Origin of the sequence: Burkholderia pyrrocinia (assembly GCF_003330765.1) — a bacterium.
GTDB lineage: Bacteria > Pseudomonadota > Gammaproteobacteria > Burkholderiales > Burkholderiaceae > Burkholderia > Burkholderia pyrrocinia_B.
In genome coordinates this window covers 2569889-2592265 of the sequence record NZ_CP024903.1, presented here as the reverse complement: position 1 = coordinate 2592265, position 22377 = coordinate 2569889, and the positions used below count along the sequence as shown (strand labels likewise).

Sequence of the window (22377 nt, the reverse complement as noted above, 5' to 3'; positions counted from 1 at the left end):
TTGCGCTTTGCCAGCCTGCCGGTCAGCGCTGCGGCGTCGTCTCGCGTGGCGATGCGGCCGATTCCACGGCGATCGCCTCCTGCGCGGTTGCCCGCCGCGCGAGATGAATCCCCGCGAGCATGCAGCGTACCGACCCGCCGGCCAGTTCGATCGTCGGCACGTCGAGCGGCAGCAGCCGTGCGGAGCGCTCGATCGTCGCGCGCTGGTCATGCGTGAGGCAATCGAACGCTCGTCGCGACAGCGCGAGCACCCGCCCGTTCCTTCCCGACAATTCCAGCGTATTGCCCGCGAAGTTCGCGATCTGCGACGGCTCGAGCGCAATCACCGCGCGTCCCGTTTCGGTCAGCCGCTGCGCGATCTCGGCGCGGCGTCGGCTGTCGGCGATCAGGTCGAGGCCGACCATCGCGAACGCCGTCGCGACGCTCATCATCACGTTCGTGTGATAGATCGGGCGACCGTCCGCATCGGCCGTATCGAAGCAGATCGGCTCGAAATTGAAGTGCGTGCAGAAGCGTTCGAGCGCGACCGGATCGGCGCGACGCGATCGCGCGGTGTACGCGATCCGCGCGACGTGGTCGAGCACCATCGCGCCCGTGCCTTCCAGGAACACGTCGTCGTATTCGAGCCCCGAATAGTCGATCACGTCCTGCACGCGATACTCGGCCTTCAGCATCTCGACGATGTCCGCGCGCCGCTCGCGGCGGCGGTTCGGGCTGTGCATCGGATACAGCGCGACGTGGCCGCCCGGATGCGTCGAGAACCAGTTGTTCGGGAACACGGAGTCGGGCGTGTCGCGCTCGCCGTGGTCGTCGAACACGTGCACGCGCACGCCCGCATCGGCGAGCGTCTGCGCGGCGGCCGTGACTTCGTCGCGCGCGGCGGCGGACACCGACGGCGGGTCGCCCGCGCCGCCGCCGGCGGTGCGCTGGAACGCGTTGTCGGCCGCGGTCTGCGGGTTCGGCAGGAAGCGGTGGGGCCGGATCATCACGACGGCGGCCGGCGCCTGGATCGATACGAGATTCATGAACAGTAGAGGCGGAGGGCAAGGAGCCGGGCGGCGCACCGGTCGCCCGGGGATGACGGTCAGCGCGCGAACGCGGCGGCGGCTTCGGTGACGTAGGCCGCGTGACCCTGCGCGATCGCGGCCGGGTCGTCGATCAGCGCGAACAGGTTCTTCGGGTCGACGGCCGGCGGAATCAGCGCGATCTCGACGCCCGCGTTGTGCTGCTGCGCGAGCGCGTACAGGTAGCGCAGCGCCGAGTAATCCTCGAGCGCGAAGCCGACCGAGTCGAACACCGTGACTTCGTCCGCGCGTTCGCGGCCGGTCGTCTCGCGCTGCAGCACGCGCCACAGCTCGGTGACGGGGAAATCGGCCGGCATCTGCTGGATCTCGCCCTCGATGCGCGACTGCGGCTCGAATTCGACGAACACGCGGCCCGCGTGCAGCACGCCCGCTTCGAGTTCGGTCTTGCCGGGGCAATCGCCGCCCACGGCGTTTACGTGCATGCCGGGCTCGATCATGTCGGCCGTGATGATCGTCGCGTACGCCTTGTCGGCGGTGACGGTCGTCACGATGTCGGCGCCGCGCACGGCGTCGGCGGTGGACGCGGCGCGCACGACGCGCAGCGCCGGATACGCGGCGAGGTTTTGCACGAGCTTGTCGGTCGCGAGCGGATCGACATCGAACACGCGGATTTCGTCGATGCCGAGCTGCGTGTGGAACGCGATTGCCTGGAATTCGCTCTGCGCGCCGTTGCCGATCAGCGCCATCGTGCGCGAGTCGGGCCGGGCGAGCGCCTGCGCGGCGAGCACCGACGTGGCGGCCGTGCGCAGCGCGGTCGTCAGCGTGAGTTCGGCGAGCAGCAGCGGGTAGCCGGTATCGACTTCGGCGAGCGCGCCGAATGCCATCACCGTGTGCATCCCGCGCGCCGCGTTGACGGGGTGGCCGTTCACGTACTTGAACGCGAACAGCGACGCGTTCGCGACGGGCATCAGCTCGATCACGCCGTTGCGCGAGTGGCACGCGACGCGCGGCGACTTGTCGAAATCGGCCCAGTGCAGGTAATCGGCGCGCAGCGTGTCGACGAGTTCGCTCAGGAACGTCGTGACGCCGGTTTTGGCGATCAGTCGGGCGGTGGCGGGAACGTCGAGGAAGCGAGTCATCGGTCTGTCTCCATTTTGATTGCCGGTACGGGTGTCCTGGCGTTCTGGTCGACCGGGCGGTGCTTCGGCGCGGGCTCGGGCTTCCTGAAAAGCGGCGGCGCGGCGTGTCGGCCGGTCGATGGAGTCATTATTTCCCCGAGCGGAGCCAACAAATAGACAGCAAAAGTGGCAGATTTATCAAGAGGCATGACAAAATGCCAGCCCATTCCGGCAGTTTGGCAGGTCGGTGCTGGCCGGAATGCGCAACCTCCGGCACGCTGGCGGCCGGCTCACGCTCAACAGGAAGGCCCGTTCATGATTACGCTCGACGACGTCGACCGGCAGCTCATCGCGCTCCTGCGCGACAACGCGCGACTGCCCGTCGTCGCACTGGCGAAGGAATTGCGCGTCGCGCGCGCGACCGTACAGAACCGGCTGACGCGGCTCGAGAAAAACGGCGTGATCGTCGGCTATACGGTGCGGCTCAAGCCGGCGGCCGAACGGCACCGGATCCGCGCGCTGATGTCGATCGCGGTGCAGGGCAATCGCGGCGCCGAGGTGGTGAAGGTGCTGCGCGGGCATCCGAACGTCGCGTCGATCCACAGCACGAACGGGCGCTGGGATCTCGTCGCGGAGCTGCATGCCGATTCGCTCGAGCATTTCGATCGCGTGCTCGGCGCGATCCGGTTGATCGACGGCATCGCGAGTACCGAGACGAGCATTTTGCTGTCGACGCACAAGGCGTAACGCGGGCCGGGCCAGCGTTACGCCTCTGTTTGCTTGCCCGAGCGTCAGGCGTTGGCCGCCGGCTCCGGAAACACCGGCTCGCCCAGCGTCAGCATCAACCGGTTTGCCCACGCGAAGATCGCGACCGCGTGCGACAGGTCGAGAATGTCCTCATGCGTCAGCCCTTCGGCTTCAAGCGCGGCGATATCGTTCGCATCGACCGTATCGGGACGCTCGGTCAGCGCGATCGCATAGCGCACGATCGCGCGTTCGCGTGCTGTCGTGCCGGCCGTCGCCGGATCGTCGAACACCTGTTCGATCGCATCGGTGCGTTTCGCGAGCTGCGCGAAGCGCTGCGCATGCACCGACGCGCAATACACGCAGCCATTCACGCGCGACACGGCCGTGCTGGCCAGCTCGCGCTCCGCGCGCGACAGCCCGCCGGGGCCGTACATGATCGCGTTGAATACGCCCGAGCGCTGCCGCAGGATTTCGGGCAGATGGACGAGCAGCAGGTAGTAGTCGGATGTTTTCGCATGCGGGTGGCTCGCTTCGAGCACCGCAAGCTGATCGGGCGTCGCGGCATCGAGCGGTACCGTGTCGAGCCAGGCGCGCCAGCCGAGCGTGTCGGACGTGAAGCCGTGGGCGGTCGTCGTCATGCGGCCTCCTTTGCAGCGCGCGCCTGGAGTGCTTGCGCAGCCGCCGCGACGCGCAACTGATACGCGACGAACGCAACGAGTTGCGACAGCGCGACGATCGCGGGCGTCGTGAGTCCGGCCGACTTCAGCGCGTCGAGATCGGACGGGCGCGCGTCGGCGGGCGCCTGTGCCAATAGCCGCGCATGAGCGAGGATCGCGCCGACGCGCGGGGTAAGCGCGGCGAACGTATCGGCGTCGGCGCGCGCGATGTCCTCGGCGGTGCCGCCTGCTTCGATCAACCGCGCACGATAGGTTGCAGCCAGCGCCTTTGCGTTCGATCGCAGTGCGACATACCGCGCCGCATGCAGTCTTTCAACCAGCGAAAGATCGGGCAATGCGCGATCGAACAGCGCGGTTTCGCTCAGCCGCGTATGGAGCAGCACCTTGTCGCGCGCGCGGCGCAGCGCGGCCACCGTATCGCCGTCGTGCAGGCCGGCCACCGCGTCGATCGTATCCGGCGCAGCGGCCGGCGTGATGGATTCAGTCATCGTTTCGGTTTCCCTTCGTCGTCAATGTGATCGATGGACGCGCGCTCACGCGTCGGCGTCGCGCCATTCGTCGCCCTGCAGTTCCGCGTTCGCGAACGCGACGAGCGCGTCGTAGTGGCGATCGCGGTCAGCATCGAACAGCCGGCTCGCGATGCCGCGCGCGAGCCGCTTGGCGCCCGCGCTGATCGCCGGGATATCTCCGGACAGCTTGCCGTGGCTCAGGCTCGCCGCATGGTTGAAGCAATGGATTCGCGTGACGGCCGCGCACGCGCCGGGCTCGCGTTCCTGGAACGCGAACGCGGGGCCGAGGTCCGGCGACTCGGCGAGCTCGTCGAGCCACGTGCCCGGTTCCGGTTGATAGCGATCCTTCCAGCGCCGCACGTGCGCGCCGAACGACGCGAATTCCGCGCGCGTCGTCCAGTCCGAATGAAAGCCCGTCGCGAAGATCAGGAAGTCGACGGTGTAGCGCCCGCGCGGCGTCGTCACGGCGAGGCCGTCCGCTCGTTCGGCGAGCGTCTCGATCGGGCTGCCCGCATGAAAGTGCGCGTGCGCGTGGCGCGACACGCGCAGCACGCTGTCGCGCGGCGGCGGTGTTTGCGACGTCGACGCGTAGTGCATGAAGCGCCACTTCGTCGTGTCGTCGAGATCGGCATAGCCGTGCACGAGGCCCGGGCTGCCGATGCCGGTCAGCTTGTTGATGCGCGGAATGTCCGCGCGGCGGAAGAACAGGTCGACGCGCGCCGCGCCGGCTTCGAGCGCGGTGCCCGCATTGTCGAACGCGGAGGCGCCCGCGCCGACCACGCCGACGCGCTTGCCCGCGAGCGCCGCGAAGTCGATCGGCTCCGACGAATGGGCCCAGCGCGTGCGCGGCGCGCGTTGCGCGACGGGCGGCAGGTACGGGCCGCCGAGTCCGTCGCGGCCGGTCGCGAGCACGACGTGCCGCGCGAGCAGGGTCTGGGCTTCGCCGTTGCCGCGCACATCGAGCGCGAGCAGCCCGTCGTCGCGCGGGCGCAGCGCGACGAGCGTGGTGTCGTTGCGCACCTGCAGGTCGAGCACGCGCCGATACCAGCGCAGGTAATCCATCCATTGCGTGCGCGGGATCTTGTAGAGCGCATCCCATGCGTCGCGGCCGTATTGCGCTTCGAACCAGGCGCGGAACGTCAGCGCGGGCAGGCCGAGCGCGGGGCCCGCGAGCTGCTTCGGCGAGCGCAGCGTGTCCATCCGCGCGAACGTGACCCACGGCCCTTCGTAGCCGGCCGGCGCGCAATCGATCACGCACTGGTTGTCGATGCCGAGCAGGCGCAGTTCGGCGGAAGCCGCGAGCCCGGCCATGCCGCCGCCGACGATCGCGACGTCGAGCACGCGCGCGCCGTCGGCCTCGCGCGGCGGCACCCACGACGGCGCGGGCAGGTCGAGCCAGCGCAGGTCCTGCGCGAGCCGTGCTTCGAGGGTGTCGAGCGGCGTCGTCATGCGGCCTCCGGGCGCGTGCGGCGCGTACGTGTCGTGCGTTGCGGGCGCGGTGGGCGATCGCTGCGCAGCCGGTCGCCGCGCAGCAGCGCGTCGTGCGCGGCGGCTTCGTGAAAGATCACGTCGTCGAGCAGCGCGCGCGTCGTGCGATGCAGCGCGTCGAGCAGTGCGTCGACGGCCGCCGTGCGCGTCTTGCCGGCCGGCGTCGCGACGCCGAACGCGAACGGGATGTCGACGTCGAGCGGGCGCGCGACGACACCGTCCACCGGCAGCGCGACACCCGTGGCCGGATCGACGATACCGACCCCGATGCCTGCCCGCGCGGCCATCACCGCATTCAGCGACGCATTGGTTTCGAGGAACACGCGCGTATCGACGCGTGCGGCCGCGAACGCCGCATCGATCCGCTGGCGCAGCCGGTGCCGGTTCGCGACCGTCACGATGCGGCGGCGCGCGAGATCGCGCAGCGCGACGCGCGGCTTCGCCGCGAGCGGATCGCCGGCGGGCAGCACGGCGACGCACGGCGTTTGCGCGATCCAGTGCAGGTCGAGCCCCGCGTGCGCCATCGGCAGCGTGACGACGCCGACATCGGCAGTGCCGGCCAGCACCTCGTGCACGACATGCTCGGCCGACTCGCTGCGCAGCTGGTAGTGCGGCGCCAGCGCGCCGTCGGGCAGCGCGGCGAGCGCGGCCGGCACGAGCGTGGCGGCGAGCGATGGCGTCGCCGCGATGCGTACGGGTTCGGCGGTTGCGTCGCCGAGCGCGCGCGCCCGTGCCTCGATCGCGCGCAGGCCGACCAGCGAGCGCTCGACTTCGTCGTACAGCAGGAACGCGCGCCGCGTCGGCGTGACGCGCGGGCCGTGCCGGTCGAACAGCGCGTAGCCGAGATCGGCTTCGAGCTCCTGGATCTGCCGCGTGACGGCCGGCTGCGAGCGGCCGAGCAGTTCGCCCGCGCCGGTCACGCTGCCGGCCGACATGACCGCGGAAAAGGCTTCGAGTTGATGCAGCTCCATGACGCGTTCCGATGATGCGATTTGCGCATTGTAGGAGTGCGAGCATGCGCGATTCATATAATGATTTTTGCTATCGACAGCGCGAAAACTGCGAAGCGCACGATCGTCGCGGCGGCCGGCCGTGCACGCATGCGCATCGGTTTCCCGCGGCGCCGCGCGCGAAACGCCAATCGAATCAACGCGATGCGATGCATGTTCATGCACCGCGCGATGCGCCGCATGCGGATGGCCGTGCGCGAGCGTCATCCGCTTCGCGCCGCGCGCGATATCGATATGCGCAAAACTTCGTTGGATCGTCCTGAACCGGATGGTTACATGCCCTCACTCTTTTCGACTGGCTGAAGCTGGGGGACGCATGAACGTTTCGGGGAACGACGCACGCGGCGCATGGCGGCGCGTGCTGGGCACGGTGGCGGCGCTCGCCGCCGCATGGGGCTTGTCGACGGGCGGCGCGCTCGCGGCGGGCGTGTCGGGCGAGCCGGTGGTGGTCGGCGTGAGCGGGCCGCTCACGGGCCAGGACGCGCAATACGGCGAGCAATGGAAGCGCGGCTTCGAGCTCGCGCTCGACGAGATCAACGGCAGCGGCGGCATTCACGGCCGGCCGCTCGCGGTCGACTTCCAGGACAGCCGCAGCGACCCGCGTCAGGCGGTGGCGATCGCGCAGAAGTTTGTCGCCGATCCGCGCATCGCGATCGAGCTCGGCGATTTCTCCAGCGCGACGTCGATGGCCGCGTCGCCGATCTACCAGCGCGGGCAACTGGTCCAGTTCGGCTTCACGAACTCGCATCCGGATTTCACGAAGGGTGGCGATTACCTGTGGAGCACCGCGCTGAGCCAGGCCGAGGAGCAGCCGCTGCTCGCGCGCTACGCGGTGAAGGAACTCGGCTTCAAGCGGATCGCGGTGCTGTACCTGAACACCGACTGGGGCCGCACCAGCAAGGACATCTTCGCGAAGGCGGTGGCCGGGCTCGGCGCGCAGGTCGTCGCGGCCGAAGGCTACCAGCCGGCGGAGAAGGATTTCCGCTCGACGCTCGTGCGGATCGGTGCGTCGAAGCCCGATTCGATCGTGCTGATCTCGTACTACGCGGACGGCGCACAGATCGTGCGGCAGGCGCGCACGTCGGGCGTCGTGCTGCCGATCGCGGCGGTCGGCTCCGTGTATTCGCCGAAATTCCTCGAACTGGGCGGCGCGGCCGTCGACGGTGTCTATACGGAATCGAACTTTTTCCCGGCCGAACCGCGCCCCGAGGTGCAGGCGTTCGTGCAGCGCTATCGCGCGAAATTCCACGCCGATCCCGATTCGTTCGTCGCGCGCGCGTACGACGCGCTGATCCTGTCGGCCGAGGTACTGCGCCGCTACGGCACGACGCGCCAGGCCGCGCACGACGGCTTCGCGAAGGTCGGCGACGTGCCGAGCGTGATCTTCGGCAAGGTGCGCTTCGATCCGCAGACGCGCCGCGTCGCGGGTGCGCGCACCGTGTATCTCGTCGTGAAGCAGGGGCAGTGGGCGCTGTGGGATGGCGCGAAGCCGCCGCTCGCCGCGCGCTGATTCCGAACCGCATGCAAGTGACGGACGCATCGTGATGGCTTCCTGGCTCGACTACACGCTCAACGGCCTCATCGTCGGCAACATCTACGCGCTGCTCGCGGTCGGGCTCGCACTGATCTTCGGCGTGTCGCACCTGATCAACTTCGCGCACGGCTCGGTCTACATGGTCGGCGCCTTCATCGGCTGGCTGTGCCTGACGCGCTTCGGGCTGCCGCTGCCGGTCGCGCTCGCGGCGGTCGTCGTCGGCTGCGGCGCGCTCGGCGTCGCGATCGAGCGGATCGGGCTGCGGCCGCTGCGCCACGCGGCGCGGATCGCGCCGCTGCTCGCGACGATCGGCATCAGCTTCATCCTCGACCAGCTTGCGCAGCTCGCCTTCGGCGCGGACCCGCGCGCGGTGCCGACGCCGCTGCCCGACTGGCACGTGCGGATCGCCGGCGCGACGCTCGGCTCGCTCGACCTGCTGATCGCGGGCATCGGCATCGCGGCGGCCGCGCTGCTGTACGGCTTCCTGCGCTTCACGCGGCTCGGCTGGGCCGTGCGCGCGACCGCGCAGGATCGCGACGCGGCGCTGCAGATGGGCGTCGACGTGGACCGCGTGAACCAGACCGTGTTCGCGATCGCGTGCGCGCTCGGCGGCGTGAGCGGGCTGCTGGTCGGCATGTACTACAACAGCATCGATCCGGCGATGGGCTTCCAGGCGACGCTGAAGGGCGTGGTCGCGCTGCTGATCGGCGGGCTCGGCAACGTGCCGGGCTCGATCGCCGGCAGCCTGCTGCTCGGTCTCGTCGAAAGCTACGGCGTCGCGCTGTTCGGCACGAGCTATCGCGACCTGTTCGCGTTCGGGTTGCTGATCGTGTTCCTCGTGTGGCGGCCGAACGGATTGTTCAGCGCAAACCGCGCGCTGCCGCCCGAGCCGATGACGGGCACCTTCCTCGCGGCCGCGAAGGCCGTGCGCGTGCCGCGCCCGGTGCTCGCCGTACTGCTCGTGCTGGCGGCCGTGCTGCCGTGGCTCGGCGCGTCGCCGTACGTGCTGCAGACGCTGACCAACGCCTGGCTGTACGGCCTGCTCGCGCTGAGCCTCACGCTCGTCGCGGGCACGGTCGGGCAGATATCGCTTGGGTCTGCCGCGCTGCTCGTGATCGGCGCGTATGCGTCGGCGCTGCTGTCGTCGGATCTCGGCTGGTCGCCGGCCGTGACGATCCCGTGCGCGGGCGCGATCACGGCCGTGCTCGGCACGCTGCTCGTCTATCCGGCGTTCCGGCTGCGCGGGCACTACGTGTCGATCGCGACGCTCGGCATCGGCGAAGTGGTGGGCCTCGTGATCCTGAATTGGGACGGCCTCACGCGCGGCCCGCTCGGCATCGCCGGCATCGCGCCGCTGCCGTGGGCGACGACCGCGCGCGCCGCGTACTGGTTCACGTTCGCGGTGCTCGTCGTGTTCGCGCTCGTGCAGGTGCGGCTGCTGCGCTCGCATCTCGGCCGCACGCTGCGCGCGGTGCGCGAGGACGATGTCGCCGCGCGCGCGCACGGCATCGCGCCGAACCGCTACAAGGCGATCGCGTTCGCGGTCGGCGGCGTCGCGGCCGGCGTGAGCGGCGGCATCGCCGCGCATCTGTACAGCTACATCAATCACCAGACCTTCGATTCGCAGGTGTCGATCCTTGCGCTGACGATGGTGATCCTCGGCGGGCTCGGCAACGTGCTCGGCGGCATCGTCGGCGCGATCGCGCTGATCGGGCTGCCCGAGCTGTTCCGCTGGGCGGCCGATTACCGGATGCTGATCTACGGCCTCGTGCTGCTGCTGCTCGTCCGGTTCCGGCCGCAGGGCCTGCTTGGCACGGTGTGAGGAGGAATGCGATGACTACCCCCCGACCCTTGCTCGACGTGCAGGGTTTGACGCGCCGCTTCGACGGCGTGACCGCGCTCGACGGCGCGAGCCTGACGCTTGCCGACGGCGAACTGCTGAGCGTGATCGGGCCGAATGGCGCCGGCAAGTCGACGCTGTTCAACCTGATTGCGGGCGCCGACCGGCCCGATGCCGGCCGCGTGACGTTCGACGGCCGCGACATCACGGGCACGGCGCCCGAACGGCTCGCGGCGCTCGGCATTGCGCGCACGTTCCAGCACGGCCGCGTGTTCGGCAACCTGAGCGTGCTCGACAACGTGCTGATCGGCGCGCATGCGCGGCTGCGCGCGGCGCGGCCGGGCTGGCCCGCGCTCGGTGCGGCGGCCGAGGTGCTGCGCGCGCTCGTGCGGCCCGCGTCGGTGCGGCGCGAGGAAGCGGCGCTGCGCGACGAGGCGCGCGCGATCGTCGCCGGGTTCGGCGAACGGCTCACGCCGCGCATCGATCATCCGGCGCACAGCCTGTCGTATGCGAACCGGCGGCGCGTGGAGATCGGCCGCGCGCTCGCGCTGCATCCGCGCCTGCTGCTGCTCGACGAACCGACGGCCGGGATGAACGAGACGGAGACGGCCGAGATGCTGCAACTGATCCAGTCGCTGAAGGCGCGCGGCCTGACGATCCTGCTGATCGAGCACAAGCTCGAACTCGTGATGCGCGTATCCGACCGCGTGATGGTGCTCGACAACGGCGTGAAGATCGCCGAAGGCGCGCCGCGCGACGTGCGGCACGATCCGCGCGTGATCGAAGCGTACCTCGGCCGCCGCCACGCGGGCGGTGCGCCGGTCGATCTCGCGGCGCAGGTGGCCGCATGAGCGCGCTTTCTTCCGGACCCGATACGACCATGACCGATGCGCTGCTGAAACTGGAACACCTCGACACGTTCTACGGGCCGGTACAGGTGCATTTCGACGTGAACTTCGAAGTCGGTCGAGGGCAGATTGTCAGCCTGCTCGGCGGCAACGCGAGCGGCAAGTCGACGACGATGAAGCTGATTCTCGGGCTGATGCGGCCGCGTCGCGGCGTCGTGCGTTTCGACGGCGACGACGTGACGGCGCTCGCGACGCCGCAGCGCGTGCGGCGCGGGATCGCGGCCGTGCCCGAGGCGCGGCGGCTGTTCGGCGACATGAGCGTGCGCGAGAACCTGCTGATGGGCGCATACACGCGCGGCGACCGCACGGCGGTGGCTGAAGACTACGAACGCGTGCTCGACCTGTTTCCGCGTGTGCGCGAGCGACTCGCGCAGCGCGCGGGCACGCTGTCGGGCGGCGAGCAGCAGATGCTCGCGATGGCGCGGGCGCTGATGGCGCGGCCGAAACTGATCTGCATGGACGAGCCGACGATGGGGCTGTCGCCGCTCTACGTCGACAAGGTGCTCGAACTGATCGACGCGATCAACCGGCAGGGCGTGACGGTCTTCATGGTCGAGCAGAACGCGAGCCTCGCGCTGGAGATCGCGCATTACGGCTACGTGCTGCAGACGGGGCGCGTCGTGCTCGAAGGGCCCGCGAAAGCACTGCTCGACGACGAGCGCGTGCGCGATGCGTATCTGGGCGGGGAGGCGGTGGCGGCGTAGTGCGCAGCGTGCCGCACGTCCGAAGCAGCCGTCAATCGAATGCGTCGACGCGCGCACGCCAGTCGCTTCGTGCGAACGACGTCGTCAGGAACTCGATGAACGCGCGAACCTTCGGCGGCGTCAGGCGTGCGTGCGCGTAGTACACGTGGATCGTGCCGGCCGTCGCCGGAAATGGCGTGAGCACCCTGACGAGCCGGCCGTCGTCGAGATATGGCAGCACGTGATGCACGCCGAGCCGCGCGAGCCCCAAGCCGGCCGCGGCCGCATCGCAGATCGCGTCCAGGTCGGTCAGCACGACGCGCCCGTCGATCGGCACCGTCACCGTTTCGCCGTCCACCGTGAACGCCCAGTCGCGCACGCGGCCCGTCGTCGCGGAGCGCAGCCGGATGCAATCGTGGTGCGCCAGATCAGCCAGCGTCGCCGGTGCGCCGTGCCTGGCCAGATACGCGGGGGACGCGACGGTCAGCAGCCTGATCGGCACCAGTTCGCGTGCGACGACGTTCGCGTCGTCCTCGACGCCGGAGCCGATCGCCGCGTCGAAGCCTTCCTTCACGAGATCGACGTGGCGGTTCTCGAAGCTCCAGTCGAGCCGGAGGTCGGGATAGCGTTCGAGAAACGCCGGCATCAGCGGCAGCACGTACTGGCGCCCGAACCCGGGCGCGACGCTCACCCGCAGCGTGCCGGCGGGGCGCGCATCGCGCTCGGTCAGCGTCGCCATCGCCTGGCTCAGCGCGCGGGCCGCCGCCGACGTTTCCGCGTACAGGCGCTCGCCGGCTTCCGTCAGCGTGAGACTGCGCGTCGTGCGGCGGAACAGCCGCGTGCCGAGACTGCGTTCCAGCCGGGCGACATGCTTGCTGACGGCGGCCGGCGTCACGCCCAGCCGGCCGGCTGCCGCCGAGAAGCTGCCCGCCTCGACGGTCCTCAGAAAGCTTTCCAGCACACGCAGATCGTTCATCGCGATTCGATCCGGATCGTTGAAATTGATTCGACAGATTATGGCCTACCCGGCATGAATCGGGGCGACTAGGATGAGGTTCGTCGCGTCGTGCTCCGGCAGCCGGCCACGCCCGGCCACGCCGGCGCGGCGCGCATTCCCTTTGCGATCAGGAGGCACCTCATGTCCCACACCATTCTCGTGACCGGCTCGACCGGAACGATCGGGCGCGAACTCGTCGCGCAATTGAAGGCGGCCGGCGCGGACGTGATCGCCAGCTCGAACAGCGGCAGGGCGGTCGACGGCGTCGAAACGCGCCGCGCGGATCTCGCCGATGCCGCCGGCCTCGCCGGCGCGTTCCAGGGCGTCGACACGCTGTTCCTGCTGCTGCCGTTGCAGGCCGACATGGTCACGCTGGCCGGCAATGCGGTCGCCGCGGCGAAGGCGGCCGGGGTCCGGCACATTGTCCGCTCGTCGGGTGCGGGCGCCGATCCGGATTCGCCGTTCGCGATCGGGCGCGTGCAGGGCGAGATCGACCGGCTCGTCGCTCAGTCGGGGATCGCGTACACGATCACCCGGCCGAACTGCTTCATGCAGAACTTCGTGACGTTCTATGCGGACATGATCCGCGCGGGCGCGCTGTACCTGCCGCAGGGCGACGGCAGGGCGTCGTTCGTCGACGTGCGCGACATCGCCGCCGTCGATGCGGCGATCCTGCTGCATCCGGCCGATCATTCCGGCCGCACCTATGACCTGACCGGCGATGCGGCACTGTCGAACACCGATGTCGCGGCGCGTATCGGCGCGGTGCTCGGGCGTCGCGTCGAGTACGTGGCGGTGGCGGACGACGCGGCGATTGCGTCGATGCGCGACGCGGGCGTCGACGCGTGGTCGATCGATACGCTGATGAGCCTGAACCGGATGATCGCGGCCGGCGCTGCGGCGGCCGTCAGCACCGACGTGCGGACGCTGCTGGGGCGGGCGCCGATTCCGTTCGAGCAGTTCGCTGCGGATCATGTCGGACGCTGGCGCTGAGCGGCGACCGCATCGTTGCGCGCGGGGGCGGCGAGGCGGTGGCGGTGGAACGCGTCCGCGGTTCAGCGCGTATCGCCGTGTTTCGAAACGCTGTTCCCATTGGCCCGCGGAAACGTCAGCACCACCGCGAACCCGCCCGCATCGGGAAACGCGAACCCGATGCGCCCGCCGTGCGCCTTCATCACTTCCTGCACGATCGCGAGCCCGAGGCCCGACCCCGTGCGCCGCTCGCTGCCGTCCGGCGCGATCCGCACGAACGGTTGCAGCGCGGCGTTCCAATGCTCGCGCGGAATCCCCCGGCCGTTGTCGGTGACGGTCAGCGTCACCACGTTGCCGGCGTCGCCGGCGTGGCCCGTGGTCGCGACCGATACGACGATGTCGTCCGCATGACCGTGCAGCAGCGCGTTGTGCAGCACGTTCGACAGCGCTTCCTGCAGGCTGATCGCGTCGCCGTCGATCCATGCATGCGGCGCGTCGCTCGCGAACGCGACGGCGACATCGCGCTCGCCCGCGAGCGGAATCGTGCGGCCGAGCACGTCCTTCGCGAGCGCAACGAGTTCGACGGGTTGCAGCGGCACGGCCTCGGTGCGATGGATCACCATCGCGTGATTGAGCAACTGGCCGGTGAGCCGGCCGACGTCCGAGCAGGTTGCGCGCAGCGCGTCGAGCCGCGCCGCGTGACGCGCGGGATCGGACTCGCCGTCGAGCAATTCGATCTGCGCGTCGAGCCGGGCGAGCGGCGTGCGCATCTGGTGCGCGGCGTCGGCGATGAAGCGCTGCATCGCGTTGATCCGCTCGGCAAGGCGGTGTATCAGCCCGTTGATCGAACCGATGATCGCGTCGATTTCGCTCGGCGTGTCGACGGCCACGGGCCGCAGGTCGGCCGGGTCGCGCGCGGCGATGAGCGTGCCGATCTGCGCGAGCGGGCGCAGGCCGCGCCGGATCGCGAGGCCGCTCGCGCCGATCGCGAGCACGCTCATCAGCAGGATCAGCGTCCATACCTTGATGCTCATGTCGTTCGTGAGCTGCTGGCGCGCGTGGGTGGTTTGCGCAACGGTCACGAGCGCCCAGCCCGGCGTGCTTTCCTCGGGCATGTAGCGCGCGATGGTCGCGGTGCGGATCCGGTGCCCCTGGTAGACGGCGTTCGCGAACGCGGGGCCCTGCTTCGCGGCGGCGAGCGTCGCGGGGCTCGCGAGGTCGTTGTAGCCGGCCACGACGATGCCGCGCGAATCGACGACCTTGTAGTAGACGAGGTCGTAGCGCGACAGCGTCGACAGCGCGGCCACCGGCGGATTCAGCGCGAGCACGCCGCCCTGCACGTACAGGTTCTCCGCGACCTGGATCGATGCGCCGGCAAGCAACTGGTCGTACGCGCGTTCGGCGGCGACGCCCGCGTAGTAGCGCGCGATCGCGGCCAGCGCCAGCGCACCCGACGCGACGACGAGCGCGATGAACAGCAGCGTGCGCCCGAACAGCGTCTTCGGAAACCAGTTATTGCGCGGCAATCTGATACCCCATCCCGCGCGCGGTGCGGATCTCGACCGAGCTGCCCTGAAGCTTCCTGCGCACGCGCGTCACGTACTGCTCGACCGCGTTCGCGGTCGGCTCGTTGCCGAAGCTGAACAGCTGGTTCAGCAGTTCTTCCTTCGAGAAGATGCGCTGCGGGCGGCTCGCGAGGATTTCGAGCAGCGCGAATTCCTGGCGCGACAGCGACAGCGGCTGGCCGTCGAGTTCGGCGAGGCGGCTGCTGCGGTCGATCACGAGGCCGCCGAGCGTCAGCACGTCGTTCGCGTGGCCGCTGTTGCGGCGCAGGAGCGCCTGCACGCGCGCGTCGAGCTCGCGATAGTCGAACGGCTTCACGAGGTAGTCGTCGGCGCCGAAGCCGAGGCCGCTCACGCGGTCGTCGATCGCTGAGCGCGCGGTGACGAGCAGCACGGGCGTCGTGCTGCCGGACGCGCGCAGGTTGCGCAGCACCGCGAAGCCGTCCATGCCGGGCAGGTTCGCGTCGAGCACGACGAGGTCGAAACGCTCGACGCGCAACAGCCCGTTCGCGGTCGCGCCGTCGGTTTCGAGATCGACGGCGTGGCCGAGCCGCGCCAGGCGGCTGCGGATCGCCGCGCCGATTTCGGCATCGTCCTCCACGACGAGAATGCGCATGGTGCCGTTTTGCAGGTGGGTGGATTAGGGGTTTTCCCGGGGCCGGGATGTCAGCATTTTCTCAGACTCGGTCGATAACCTGTGTCGAGCCGGAAGCAGCACGCAAGGACGGCATTAATACCAGAAATATTCAAGGAGACGGCAACATGCAGCATGTCACGGGCACGACGAACGCGCGGCGCAGCGCGACGCGGGCCTTCGCGTTGCCGTTTGCCGTCCGTCGCATGGCGGCGCACGCATGACGACGTCGCCGCGCCGCCGCGCATTGATCGCCGCCGGGCTCGGCGTGCTCGCCGCGCCGTCGCTCGTGCGCGCGAAGCCGCGCACGGTCCGGATCTCGAAAGGCTATGGCGTGCTGTACCTGCCGCTGCTCGTGATGGAGAAGCAGCGGCTGTTCGAACGGCACGCGGCGCGGCATGGCGTGCGCGACGTCGCGGTCGACTGGGTGCTGCTCGACGGCGGCAATTCCGTCAACGACGCGATGATGGCCGGCACGCTCGATTTCGCGGGCGCCGGCGCACCGGGCTTCATCGAGCTGTGGGCGCGGGCGCGCGGCATTCCGAATGTCGAGGTGATCGGCATCAGCGGGCTGTCGACCACGTCGCTGTCGCTGAACGCGAACCGTCCGGGCCTCAAGTCGCTGCGCGACTTCACGCCGTCCGACCGGATCGCGGTGCCGGGCATCCGCACGTCGCTGTCGGCGGTCGTGCTGCAGATGGTCGCAAGCCGGCAGCTCGGCCCCGCGCATTTCGCGCAGCTCGATTCGATCACCGTGAACCTGCCGCATCCGCAGGCGATGCAGGCGCTGATCCGCCGCGAGAACGGCGTCACCGCGCACTTCACGTCGCCGCCGTTCTCGACGCTCGAGTTGCGGCAGCCGGGCATCCACCGCGTCGTGAGCTCGGTCGACGTGCTCGGCCCGATGACGCTCGACGTCGTGTTCGCGCCGAAGCGGCTCGTCGATGCGGAGCCCGCGCTGGCATCGGCCTTTCTCGGCGCGCTCGACGAAGCGAATCGCCTGATCGTGCAGGATCCGCGCGCGGCGGCCACGCTCTATGCGGCGTCGTCGGGCGTCGGCGTGTCGCACGACGACGTGCTGCGGATGCTCGCCGCGCCGGACACGCGCTTCTCGGTGCAGCCGAACCAGTTGATGGACTACGTCGAATTCCTGTACCTGGCCGGCACGATCAAGGCGAAGCCGCGCACATGGCACGAGATGTTCGCGCCGATGCTCGACGACTACCGGTCGGGCTGAACGCCGCCGGCCGCCGGCCCCCATTCATCGAAACACCCCGTGCCCGCGCCTTCGTTGCGCGCGGCGCCGATTCAATCGATTCAACCGACAAGCAACCGATTCACGTAAGGAGCCTGCAGTGACTGCTACCGAAACCCTGGACCCCGCGTCCGCCGAAGAGCAGCGCATCATGTCGAAGATGGCGCGGCGCCTGCTGCCCATCCTCGTCGTGATGTTCCTGATCGCGTTCATCGACCGGCAGAACGTCGGCTTCGCGAAACTGCAGATGGTGCACAGCCTCGGGATGACGGAGGCCGCGTTCGGGCTCGCGTCGTCGCTGTTCTTCATCGGCTACCTGCTGTTCGAGGTGCCGAGCACGCTTGCGCTGCATCGCTTCGGCGCGCGCGTGTGGCTCGCGCGGATCATGCTGACGTGGGGCCTCATCACCGTGCTGATGGGCTTCACGACGTCGATGCCCGCGTTCTGCTCGCTGCGCTTCCTGCTCGGCATCGCCGAGGCCGGCTTCTATCCGGGCGTGATCTATTACCTGACGCTGTGGTTTCCGCAGAGCTATCGCGCGAAGGTGCTCGGCATCTTCACGCTCGGCAGCGCGCTCGCGAACATGCTCGGCTCGCTGGTCGGCGGCGTGCTGCTGGGCCTGAACGGCGTGTGGGGGCTCGCGGGCTGGCAATGGGTATTCATCGCGACGGGCATCCCGGCGGTGATCGTCGCGATCGTCGTGTTCCGCGTACTGCCCGCGTCGTTCCGCGACGCACCGTTCCTCGACGAGCGCGAGAAGCAGATCGTCGCGGCCGCGCTCGAACGCGAGAAGCCCGCGCAGGCCGAGCACGGACAGCCGTGGAAGGCGCTGCTCGATCCGCGCGTGATGCTGTTCGCGGCGACCTACATGCTGATGTCGACGTCGCTGTACGGCGTCACGTACTGGCTGCCGACGCTCGTGAAATCGTTCGGCGTGTCGAGCAGCACGAACGGCTTCCTGAGCATGCTGCCGTGGGCGCTCGCGGTGCTGCTGCTGGTGTGGCTGCCGTCGAAGCTGCGCCGCGCGAAGAGCATCCTGCGCACGATCGCGATCGTCGCGGCGCTCGGCGCGCTCGGCTTCCTGCTGAGCCTCGTGCTGCCGTCGACGCCGCTGCGCTTCATCGCACTCGTGCTCGGCGGCGCGTGCATCCCGCTGCTGTATCCGTGCTTCTGGTCGATGCCGCCGCGCTACTTCACGGGCGCGCGGGCGGCGGCGAGCGTCGCGGCGATCAACTCGATCGGCAACCTCGGCGGCTTCTTCAGCCAGAACCTGATGCCGTTCGCGGGCAAGGTGACGGGCACCGCGTTCGGGCCGATGATCGTGCCGATCGTGTGCCTCGCGCTGCTCGGGATCGGCGCGCTGGTCGCGTGGACGCGGTCGGAGCGGGGGATGGTGGCGGCGCGGGTGTGACGGTGGGAGGCGTCACCGCATCATCATCTGGTTCCCGACGAACTTGAAGTTGGTCGATACGTGCGCGTTCGACAGCAGGTACTTGAGCGCGTCGATGTCGGGCGCGGTCGTCGAAAAGCGGTTGTCGCCGTCGAATATGAAGTCCCACGTGATGATGCCGCGGCTGTATTCGGGCATGTCCACGTGGATCGCCTTCAGCGACGCAAGCGGATACGCGCGCTCGTGCCAGTCGAACAGGTGCCGCACGTAGAGGTGATCCTGCGTCACGATTTCGTAGCGCCGCAGGAATGGTGTCGCGACGATGAGGAGCACGGCGGTGAAGATCAGCAACGAGCGGGCCCCGCGCCACAGGACGGCCCGCGATGCGCGGCCGCGCGGCTTGGTGCGATAGCGCTTGTAGGTGGACGGCACGATCATCAACACGCTAATCCACCAGATGATCGCGATGAACCCGAGCGGCACGTTCATGAACGGCACCGAATAGGCGCCGACGAAGCTGGTCGGAAAATCCATGAGCCGCGCAGTCGACACGAACCCGAGCCCGATGTAGCTGCCGGCCGGATGCGGGATGAGCAGGGCCGTCGTCAGGGCTTGCAGCGCGAGCAGGACGGGCCAGCACAGCAGCGATACCGCAAGCCAGCCGGCCAGGGCGGCGAGGCAGCAGAGTGCGTAGGTCAGGATGGTTTTCATCGTGTCGAAGGGGCGAGATACGGGCGGCCGGCGTATCGGCGCGAGATGTGCGGAGTGGCGATGGCGGTGGATTGTAGCGCCTCCATCACCCCGCCCAATCCGTTACCCGTCCGCTCGCGAAACCCCGTCCCCGCCATGCGCGACCGCGACCGGCGCGTGCGGCAGCGGAATGTCCACCTCGACCGTCGTGCCCTCGCCGAGCGTCGTCTCGATCCGCAGCGTGCCGCCGACGAGATACGCGCGCTCGCGCAAACCGACCAGCCCGAACGAGCTCGACTTGCGCGGCACACCAGGATCGAATCCCGCGCCGTCGTCGCGAATCGTCAGCGCGATCGCATCGTAGCCGTACAAGAGTTCGACGTTCGCATGCGACGCGGCCGCGTGCCGCGCGATGTTCGCGAGCGCTTCCTGCGCGATGCGGAACACGGCCGTCGCATACGGTTCGTCGAGCTGCAGCTCCGGCGGCTCGACGTGCAGCGCGCACGCAATGCCGTGACGGTGCCGGAAATCCTCCACGAGCCATTGCATCGCCGCGGCGAAACCGAGATCGTCGAGCATCAGCGGGCGCAGGTCCGACGCGATGCGGCGCGTCGCGGCCACCGCGCCGCGCGCCAGCATGTGCATTGCCGCGATCTTGCGCGCAAGCAGCGCATCGTCCTGCGGCACCTGGTCGATCAGCCATTCGAGATCGTTCTTCAGCGTCGCAAGCGTCTGCGCGAGTTCGTCGTGCAGTTCGCGCGCGATGCGGCGCTGTTCGGCCTCGCGCGCGGTCGCGCTGATCGCGGCAATCTCGCGCAGTTCCTCGCGCGAGGCCTGCAGCGCACGCTCCGCGCGCACGCGCTCCTCGACTTCGCGCCGCAAGTCGCGGTTCGACGCGCTCAGTTGCGCGGTGCGCGCGGCGACGCGCTGTTCGAGCCGTTCGTTCGCATCGTTGAGCTGCGCGCTCTTCTGCGCGACGAGCAGATGCTGGTAGCGCGCGCCAGCCAGCGCGCGCACCGTCTGCGCATGCAGCCGGCCGTTCTCGAACAGCATCGCGAACAGCACGACGCCGGATGCGACGAGGCCGTACGCGCGTCCCGCGTAGAAGCCGAGATCGAAGCGCCCGTGATTCAGCATCGACGACAGCGCGATGTCGAACAGCCAGGCGACGAGCACGGTCATCACCCACAGGTCGAGCACGGAATGGCGGCGCCGCTGCCGCCACATCAGCATCAGCGCGACCAGGTTCAGCCCCCAGACGACCGTGATCGCGTTCGTCATGGTCGCGGCCATCCGGTTGCCGTTCATGATGCGCGGCAGCAGGTCGTGGCCGGCGGTCGCGAGCAGCGCGAGCGCGACCGTCGCGCCGACCGCGGCGGCGATGCAGAGCACCACCGGAATCGCCGCGCGGCGCTGGGGCGCCGGGATCGGGCGCGCGCGCGACGCCGCGCGCAGCAGCGCGTAGGCGGCGACCGCCAGCGGAAAGCCGCCGTGCCAGAACAGGTACAGCCACGCGGTGGTCTGGTCGCCGGCGCCGAGCAGGCCCGTCGGCGTGAAGAGCCCGGGAAAGGTCAGCATGTGCGTGCCGGCCATGAAGCCCGTGAACAGGTAGCCGCCCGCGAGCACGAGCAGCGATTTCTCGCGCAGGATCGCGTACTGGCCGAGCAGGAGGCCGGCCGTCACCATGTCGTTGACGACGATTGCCGACTGGTACACGGGGATGAACGCCCAGCCCGGCGCGAGCGGCATGCCCGCGAACGGCGCGAGCGCGGCGAAGATCACGGCCGACACGATCACGGTCGCGAGCGCGAGCCGCCGCTCGCGCCGGCCCGGCGGCAGCGACGACATGAACAGGTGCGACGTGTCCGGATCGTCGTTGTCCGGGGGAGCGGGCGGGAAGCGGGGGGTGGCCATCATGCGTCGTCGACGCCGGGGTCGAGATCGTGGCGCACCGCGTAGCGGACCAGCGCGGCTTCGTGCGGCAGCTCCATCTTCTCGAGGATTCGTGTCTTGTACGTGCTGACCGTCTTTGCGCTCAGCGCGAGTTCGGACGCGATCTGCGTGACGGTCTGGCCCGCGACGATGCGGCGCATCACGTCGAGCTCGCGCGCGGACAGCCGTTCGTGCGGCAGCGTTTGGGCCGGCGCGCGCAGCGTGAGCGCGAGGCTTTCGGCCGCCGACGGGCTCACGTAGACGCCGCCCGACGCGACCTTGCCGACGGCCTCGACGAGCTCGGCGGTCGCGCTGTCTTTCGTCAGGTAGCCGGTTGCGCCGGCCTTGAACGCGCGTGCCGCGTATTGCGCTTCAGCGTGCATCGTCAGCACGAGCGTGCGCAGCGACGGCGCGTGGCGCTTGACCAGCCGGATCAGCTCGATGCCGGTCGGCGCGGGCATCGACAGGTCGAGCAGCAGCACGTCGGCGGCGGCGCGCTCGGCCAGCGCGAGCGTGGCCGAGCCGTCGCTCGCCTCGCCGACGATTTCGAAACCGCCGGCCATTTCCAGGATGTGACGCAGTCCGTCCCGCATGACTGCGTGATCGTCAGCCAGAATTACCCTGATCATTAGCGATCCTCTTCGGGATGACGCCGCGAACTGCTGTCCGGTTGTCGCCGCTACCGTTCTTCTGATCAATACAATATATTCCGTCGAATCCGAAAACGGTACACATCCTGGAAATTTTCGAGATAGCCGACCGAGGAATCTGCACTGAAACGAAATAATCCACGGTAAAGGGGACGATGCGAAGCGCGAGAGGATCGGGGTATTCCCTGATGATCGCCGCGACCGGGGCGGGCTGGCACGGCGCCGTGCGAACCGCCCCGCGAACCGTCCTGATTCGGGACTAAACTGGTGCCCGATGCCACTGCGCCACCCGAGGAGCCTCGCGATGATCGATCTTGCCGATATCCTGCCGTCCGCACTGCCCGCCGCCGTCGCGTGGGCTGAAGCGGAGGCGGCGCGCGGGATCGCGCAGGGCGCGCCGCTGACGCCGGCGCAGGCCGACGACGCGCGCAAGGTGGGTGTCGCGCAGCCGGAGCGGATCCGCGTCGTGACCGTCGACCGCATGCCGTTCCCCGAGACGCCTTCGCTGGCCGCGATCGCCCGCGACACGGGGCTGCTGTCGCCCGGGACGATCGGCCTGACGCTCGGCCATGCGGTGTACGTGCTGCGCGGGCAAGACACGCGCCGCCTGCTGACCCACGAATTCCGCCACGTGCATCAATACGAGGCCGCCGGATCGATCGGTGCGTTTCTCGCGCGCTATCTGCAGGAGATCGCGACGGTCGGCTACCACGACGCGCCGCTCGAGGCCGATGCGCGGCAGCACGAGTTCGATTGA

22 protein-coding genes are annotated in these 22377 nt (G+C 69.3%); 10 read left to right on the top strand and 12 right to left on the bottom strand.

The features are described 5' to 3' along the window. Positions 1 to 22 precede the first annotated feature (22 nt). Together ctlX and CUJ89_RS29405 are read right to left on the bottom strand one after the other, a co-directional pair. On the bottom strand, positions 23 to 1024 hold the full coding sequence (gene ctlX / locus CUJ89_RS29410; protein WP_114180792.1) for a citrulline utilization hydrolase CtlX: 1002 nt from the start codon (positions 1022 to 1024) through the stop codon (positions 23 to 25). A 59-nt stretch (positions 1025 to 1083) separates the two neighbouring features. Beyond that, on the bottom strand, positions 1084 to 2163 hold the full coding sequence (locus CUJ89_RS29405) for an ornithine cyclodeaminase (RefSeq protein WP_114180791.1): 1080 nt from the start codon (positions 2161 to 2163) through the stop codon (positions 1084 to 1086). Between the two features lie 294 nt (positions 2164 to 2457). On the opposite strand from CUJ89_RS29405, the gene CUJ89_RS29400 reads away from it, so the two are divergent. After that, positions 2458 to 2889, top strand: a complete 432-nt coding sequence (locus CUJ89_RS29400; protein WP_006753967.1) for an Lrp/AsnC family transcriptional regulator — start codon at positions 2458 to 2460, stop codon at positions 2887 to 2889. Between the two features lie 44 nt (positions 2890 to 2933). On the opposite strand, the gene CUJ89_RS29395 is transcribed toward CUJ89_RS29400, so the two are convergent. The 4 genes from CUJ89_RS29395 to CUJ89_RS29380 are packed head-to-tail and all read right to left on the bottom strand — an operon-like array spanning position 2934 to position 6534. Beyond that, positions 2934 to 3527, bottom strand: a complete 594-nt coding sequence (locus CUJ89_RS29395) for a peroxidase-related enzyme (RefSeq protein ID WP_114180790.1) — start codon at positions 3525 to 3527, stop codon at positions 2934 to 2936. Next, positions 3524 to 4054, bottom strand: a complete 531-nt coding sequence (locus CUJ89_RS29390) for a CMD domain-containing protein (protein WP_114180789.1) — start codon at positions 4052 to 4054, stop codon at positions 3524 to 3526. The genes CUJ89_RS29395 and CUJ89_RS29390 overlap by 4 nt, the downstream gene beginning before the upstream one ends. 45 nt (positions 4055 to 4099) lie before the next feature. Beyond that, on the bottom strand, positions 4100 to 5524 hold the full coding sequence (locus tag CUJ89_RS29385; RefSeq protein WP_114180788.1) for an NAD(P)-binding domain-containing protein: 1425 nt from the start codon (positions 5522 to 5524) through the stop codon (positions 4100 to 4102). Further along, complete coding sequence (locus tag CUJ89_RS29380) at positions 5521 to 6534, bottom strand: LysR family transcriptional regulator (RefSeq protein ID WP_114181621.1); 1014 nt, start codon at positions 6532 to 6534, stop codon at positions 5521 to 5523. Before CUJ89_RS29380 ends, CUJ89_RS29385 begins: the two co-directional genes overlap by 4 nt. A gap of 60 nt (positions 6535 to 6594) precedes the next feature. Between CUJ89_RS29380 and CUJ89_RS38095 the strand changes: the two genes are divergently transcribed. The 5 genes from CUJ89_RS38095 to CUJ89_RS29360 are packed head-to-tail and all read left to right on the top strand — an operon-like array spanning position 6595 to position 11559. Beyond that, positions 6595 to 6876, top strand: a complete 282-nt coding sequence (locus CUJ89_RS38095) for a hypothetical protein (protein WP_161556567.1) — start codon at positions 6595 to 6597, stop codon at positions 6874 to 6876. A gap of 13 nt (positions 6877 to 6889) precedes the next feature. Next, the gene (locus CUJ89_RS29375) at positions 6890 to 8083 is read left to right on the top strand and encodes an ABC transporter substrate-binding protein (RefSeq protein ID WP_114180787.1); all 1194 of its coding nucleotides are present in this window, start codon (positions 6890 to 6892) and stop codon (positions 8081 to 8083) included. A gap of 34 nt (positions 8084 to 8117) precedes the next feature. Further along, a complete protein-coding gene (locus tag CUJ89_RS29370; protein ID WP_114181620.1) occupies positions 8118 to 9929 on the top strand; it encodes an ABC transporter permease in 1812 nt (603 codons plus the stop codon). Between the two features lie 11 nt (positions 9930 to 9940). Then, positions 9941 to 10798, top strand: a complete 858-nt coding sequence (locus CUJ89_RS29365) for an ABC transporter ATP-binding protein (RefSeq protein ID WP_114180786.1) — start codon at positions 9941 to 9943, stop codon at positions 10796 to 10798. Next, on the top strand, positions 10795 to 11559 hold the full coding sequence (locus CUJ89_RS29360; RefSeq protein WP_114180785.1) for an ABC transporter ATP-binding protein: 765 nt from the start codon (positions 10795 to 10797) through the stop codon (positions 11557 to 11559). Before CUJ89_RS29365 ends, CUJ89_RS29360 begins: the two co-directional genes overlap by 4 nt. Before the next feature lie 31 nt (positions 11560 to 11590). Here the strand turns inward: CUJ89_RS29360 and CUJ89_RS29355 are convergent, their stop codons facing one another. Further along, positions 11591 to 12514 carry a LysR family transcriptional regulator gene (locus CUJ89_RS29355; RefSeq protein ID WP_114180784.1) on the bottom strand — a complete coding sequence of 308 codons (924 nt, stop codon included), beginning with the start codon at positions 12512 to 12514 and terminating at the stop codon, positions 11591 to 11593. Positions 12515 to 12676: 162 nt separating this feature from the next. Between CUJ89_RS29355 and CUJ89_RS29350 the strand changes: the two genes are divergently transcribed. Further along, positions 12677 to 13528, top strand: coding sequence for an NmrA family NAD(P)-binding protein (locus tag CUJ89_RS29350; RefSeq protein WP_114180783.1), 852 nt, complete (start codon positions 12677 to 12679; stop codon positions 13526 to 13528). A 62-nt stretch (positions 13529 to 13590) separates the two neighbouring features. Here the strand turns inward: CUJ89_RS29350 and CUJ89_RS29345 are convergent, their stop codons facing one another. Beyond that, entirely contained in the window at positions 13591 to 15033 is a 1443-nt protein-coding gene (locus tag CUJ89_RS29345; RefSeq protein WP_114180782.1) for a sensor histidine kinase, read from the bottom strand. Next, the gene (locus tag CUJ89_RS29340; RefSeq protein ID WP_114180781.1) at positions 15020 to 15685 is read right to left on the bottom strand and encodes a response regulator transcription factor; all 666 of its coding nucleotides are present in this window, start codon (positions 15683 to 15685) and stop codon (positions 15020 to 15022) included. Before CUJ89_RS29340 ends, CUJ89_RS29345 begins: the two co-directional genes overlap by 14 nt. 238 nt (positions 15686 to 15923) lie before the next feature. On the opposite strand from CUJ89_RS29340, the gene CUJ89_RS29335 reads away from it, so the two are divergent. Continuing rightward, the gene (locus CUJ89_RS29335; protein WP_114180780.1) at positions 15924 to 16940 is read left to right on the top strand and encodes an ABC transporter substrate-binding protein; all 1017 of its coding nucleotides are present in this window, start codon (positions 15924 to 15926) and stop codon (positions 16938 to 16940) included. Between the two features lie 118 nt (positions 16941 to 17058). Further along, positions 17059 to 18369: an MFS transporter gene (locus CUJ89_RS29330; RefSeq protein ID WP_114180779.1), complete on the top strand. Its 1311-nt coding sequence runs from the start codon at positions 17059 to 17061 to the stop codon at positions 18367 to 18369. A 12-nt stretch (positions 18370 to 18381) separates the two neighbouring features. Here the strand turns inward: CUJ89_RS29330 and CUJ89_RS29325 are convergent, their stop codons facing one another. The 3 genes from CUJ89_RS29325 to CUJ89_RS29315 all read right to left on the bottom strand — a co-directional run bounded on the left by CUJ89_RS29325 (position 18382) and on the right by CUJ89_RS29315 (position 21599). Next, positions 18382 to 19059, bottom strand: coding sequence for a hypothetical protein (locus CUJ89_RS29325; RefSeq protein WP_114180778.1), 678 nt, complete (start codon positions 19057 to 19059; stop codon positions 18382 to 18384). Between the two features lie 102 nt (positions 19060 to 19161). Continuing rightward, positions 19162 to 20955 (bottom strand): sensor histidine kinase, encoded by a 1794-nt coding sequence (locus CUJ89_RS29320; protein ID WP_114180777.1) that lies wholly within the window; start codon positions 20953 to 20955, stop codon positions 19162 to 19164. Next, a complete protein-coding gene (locus CUJ89_RS29315) occupies positions 20952 to 21599 on the bottom strand; it encodes a response regulator transcription factor (protein WP_114180776.1) in 648 nt (215 codons plus the stop codon). Before CUJ89_RS29315 ends, CUJ89_RS29320 begins: the two co-directional genes overlap by 4 nt. Before the next feature lie 325 nt (positions 21600 to 21924). On the opposite strand from CUJ89_RS29315, the gene CUJ89_RS29305 reads away from it, so the two are divergent. Beyond that, positions 21925 to 22377, top strand: coding sequence for a hypothetical protein (locus CUJ89_RS29305; protein ID WP_114180775.1), 453 nt, complete (start codon positions 21925 to 21927; stop codon positions 22375 to 22377).

Excerpts from the sequence above, each read along its gene's own strand:
- CUJ89_RS29365 (WP_114180786.1), top strand. The coding sequence starts at position 9,941 with ATGACTACCCCCCGACCCTTGCTCGACGTGCAGGGTTTGACGCGCCGC.
- CUJ89_RS29400 (WP_006753967.1), top strand. The coding sequence starts at position 2,458 with ATGATTACGCTCGACGACGTCGACCGGCAGCTCATCGCGCTCCTGCGC.
- CUJ89_RS29395 (WP_114180790.1), bottom strand. The coding sequence starts at position 3,527 with ATGACGACGACCGCCCACGGCTTCACGTCCGACACGCTCGGCTGGCGC.
- CUJ89_RS38095 (WP_161556567.1), top strand. The coding sequence starts at position 6,595 with ATGATTTTTGCTATCGACAGCGCGAAAACTGCGAAGCGCACGATCGTC.
- CUJ89_RS29405 (WP_114180791.1), bottom strand. The coding sequence starts at position 2,163 with ATGACTCGCTTCCTCGACGTTCCCGCCACCGCCCGACTGATCGCCAAA.
- CUJ89_RS29360 (WP_114180785.1), top strand. The coding sequence starts at position 10,795 with ATGAGCGCGCTTTCTTCCGGACCCGATACGACCATGACCGATGCGCTG.
- CUJ89_RS29350 (WP_114180783.1), top strand. The coding sequence starts at position 12,677 with ATGTCCCACACCATTCTCGTGACCGGCTCGACCGGAACGATCGGGCGC.
- ctlX (WP_114180792.1), bottom strand. The coding sequence starts at position 1,024 with ATGAATCTCGTATCGATCCAGGCGCCGGCCGCCGTCGTGATGATCCGG.
- CUJ89_RS29335 (WP_114180780.1), top strand. The coding sequence starts at position 15,924 with ATGACGACGTCGCCGCGCCGCCGCGCATTGATCGCCGCCGGGCTCGGC.
- CUJ89_RS29320 (WP_114180777.1), bottom strand. The coding sequence starts at position 20,955 with ATGATGGCCACCCCCCGCTTCCCGCCCGCTCCCCCGGACAACGACGAT.
- CUJ89_RS29315 (WP_114180776.1), bottom strand. The coding sequence starts at position 21,599 with ATGATCAGGGTAATTCTGGCTGACGATCACGCAGTCATGCGGGACGGA.
- CUJ89_RS29370 (WP_114181620.1), top strand. The coding sequence starts at position 8,118 with ATGGCTTCCTGGCTCGACTACACGCTCAACGGCCTCATCGTCGGCAAC.
- CUJ89_RS29375 (WP_114180787.1), top strand. The coding sequence starts at position 6,890 with ATGAACGTTTCGGGGAACGACGCACGCGGCGCATGGCGGCGCGTGCTG.
- CUJ89_RS29355 (WP_114180784.1), bottom strand. The coding sequence starts at position 12,514 with ATGAACGATCTGCGTGTGCTGGAAAGCTTTCTGAGGACCGTCGAGGCG.
- CUJ89_RS29340 (WP_114180781.1), bottom strand. The coding sequence starts at position 15,685 with ATGCGCATTCTCGTCGTGGAGGACGATGCCGAAATCGGCGCGGCGATC.
- CUJ89_RS29325 (WP_114180778.1), bottom strand. The coding sequence starts at position 19,059 with ATGAAAACCATCCTGACCTACGCACTCTGCTGCCTCGCCGCCCTGGCC.
- CUJ89_RS29380 (WP_114181621.1), bottom strand. The coding sequence starts at position 6,534 with ATGGAGCTGCATCAACTCGAAGCCTTTTCCGCGGTCATGTCGGCCGGC.
- CUJ89_RS29385 (WP_114180788.1), bottom strand. The coding sequence starts at position 5,524 with ATGACGACGCCGCTCGACACCCTCGAAGCACGGCTCGCGCAGGACCTG.
- CUJ89_RS29305 (WP_114180775.1), top strand. The coding sequence starts at position 21,925 with ATGATCGATCTTGCCGATATCCTGCCGTCCGCACTGCCCGCCGCCGTC.
- CUJ89_RS29390 (WP_114180789.1), bottom strand. The coding sequence starts at position 4,054 with ATGACTGAATCCATCACGCCGGCCGCTGCGCCGGATACGATCGACGCG.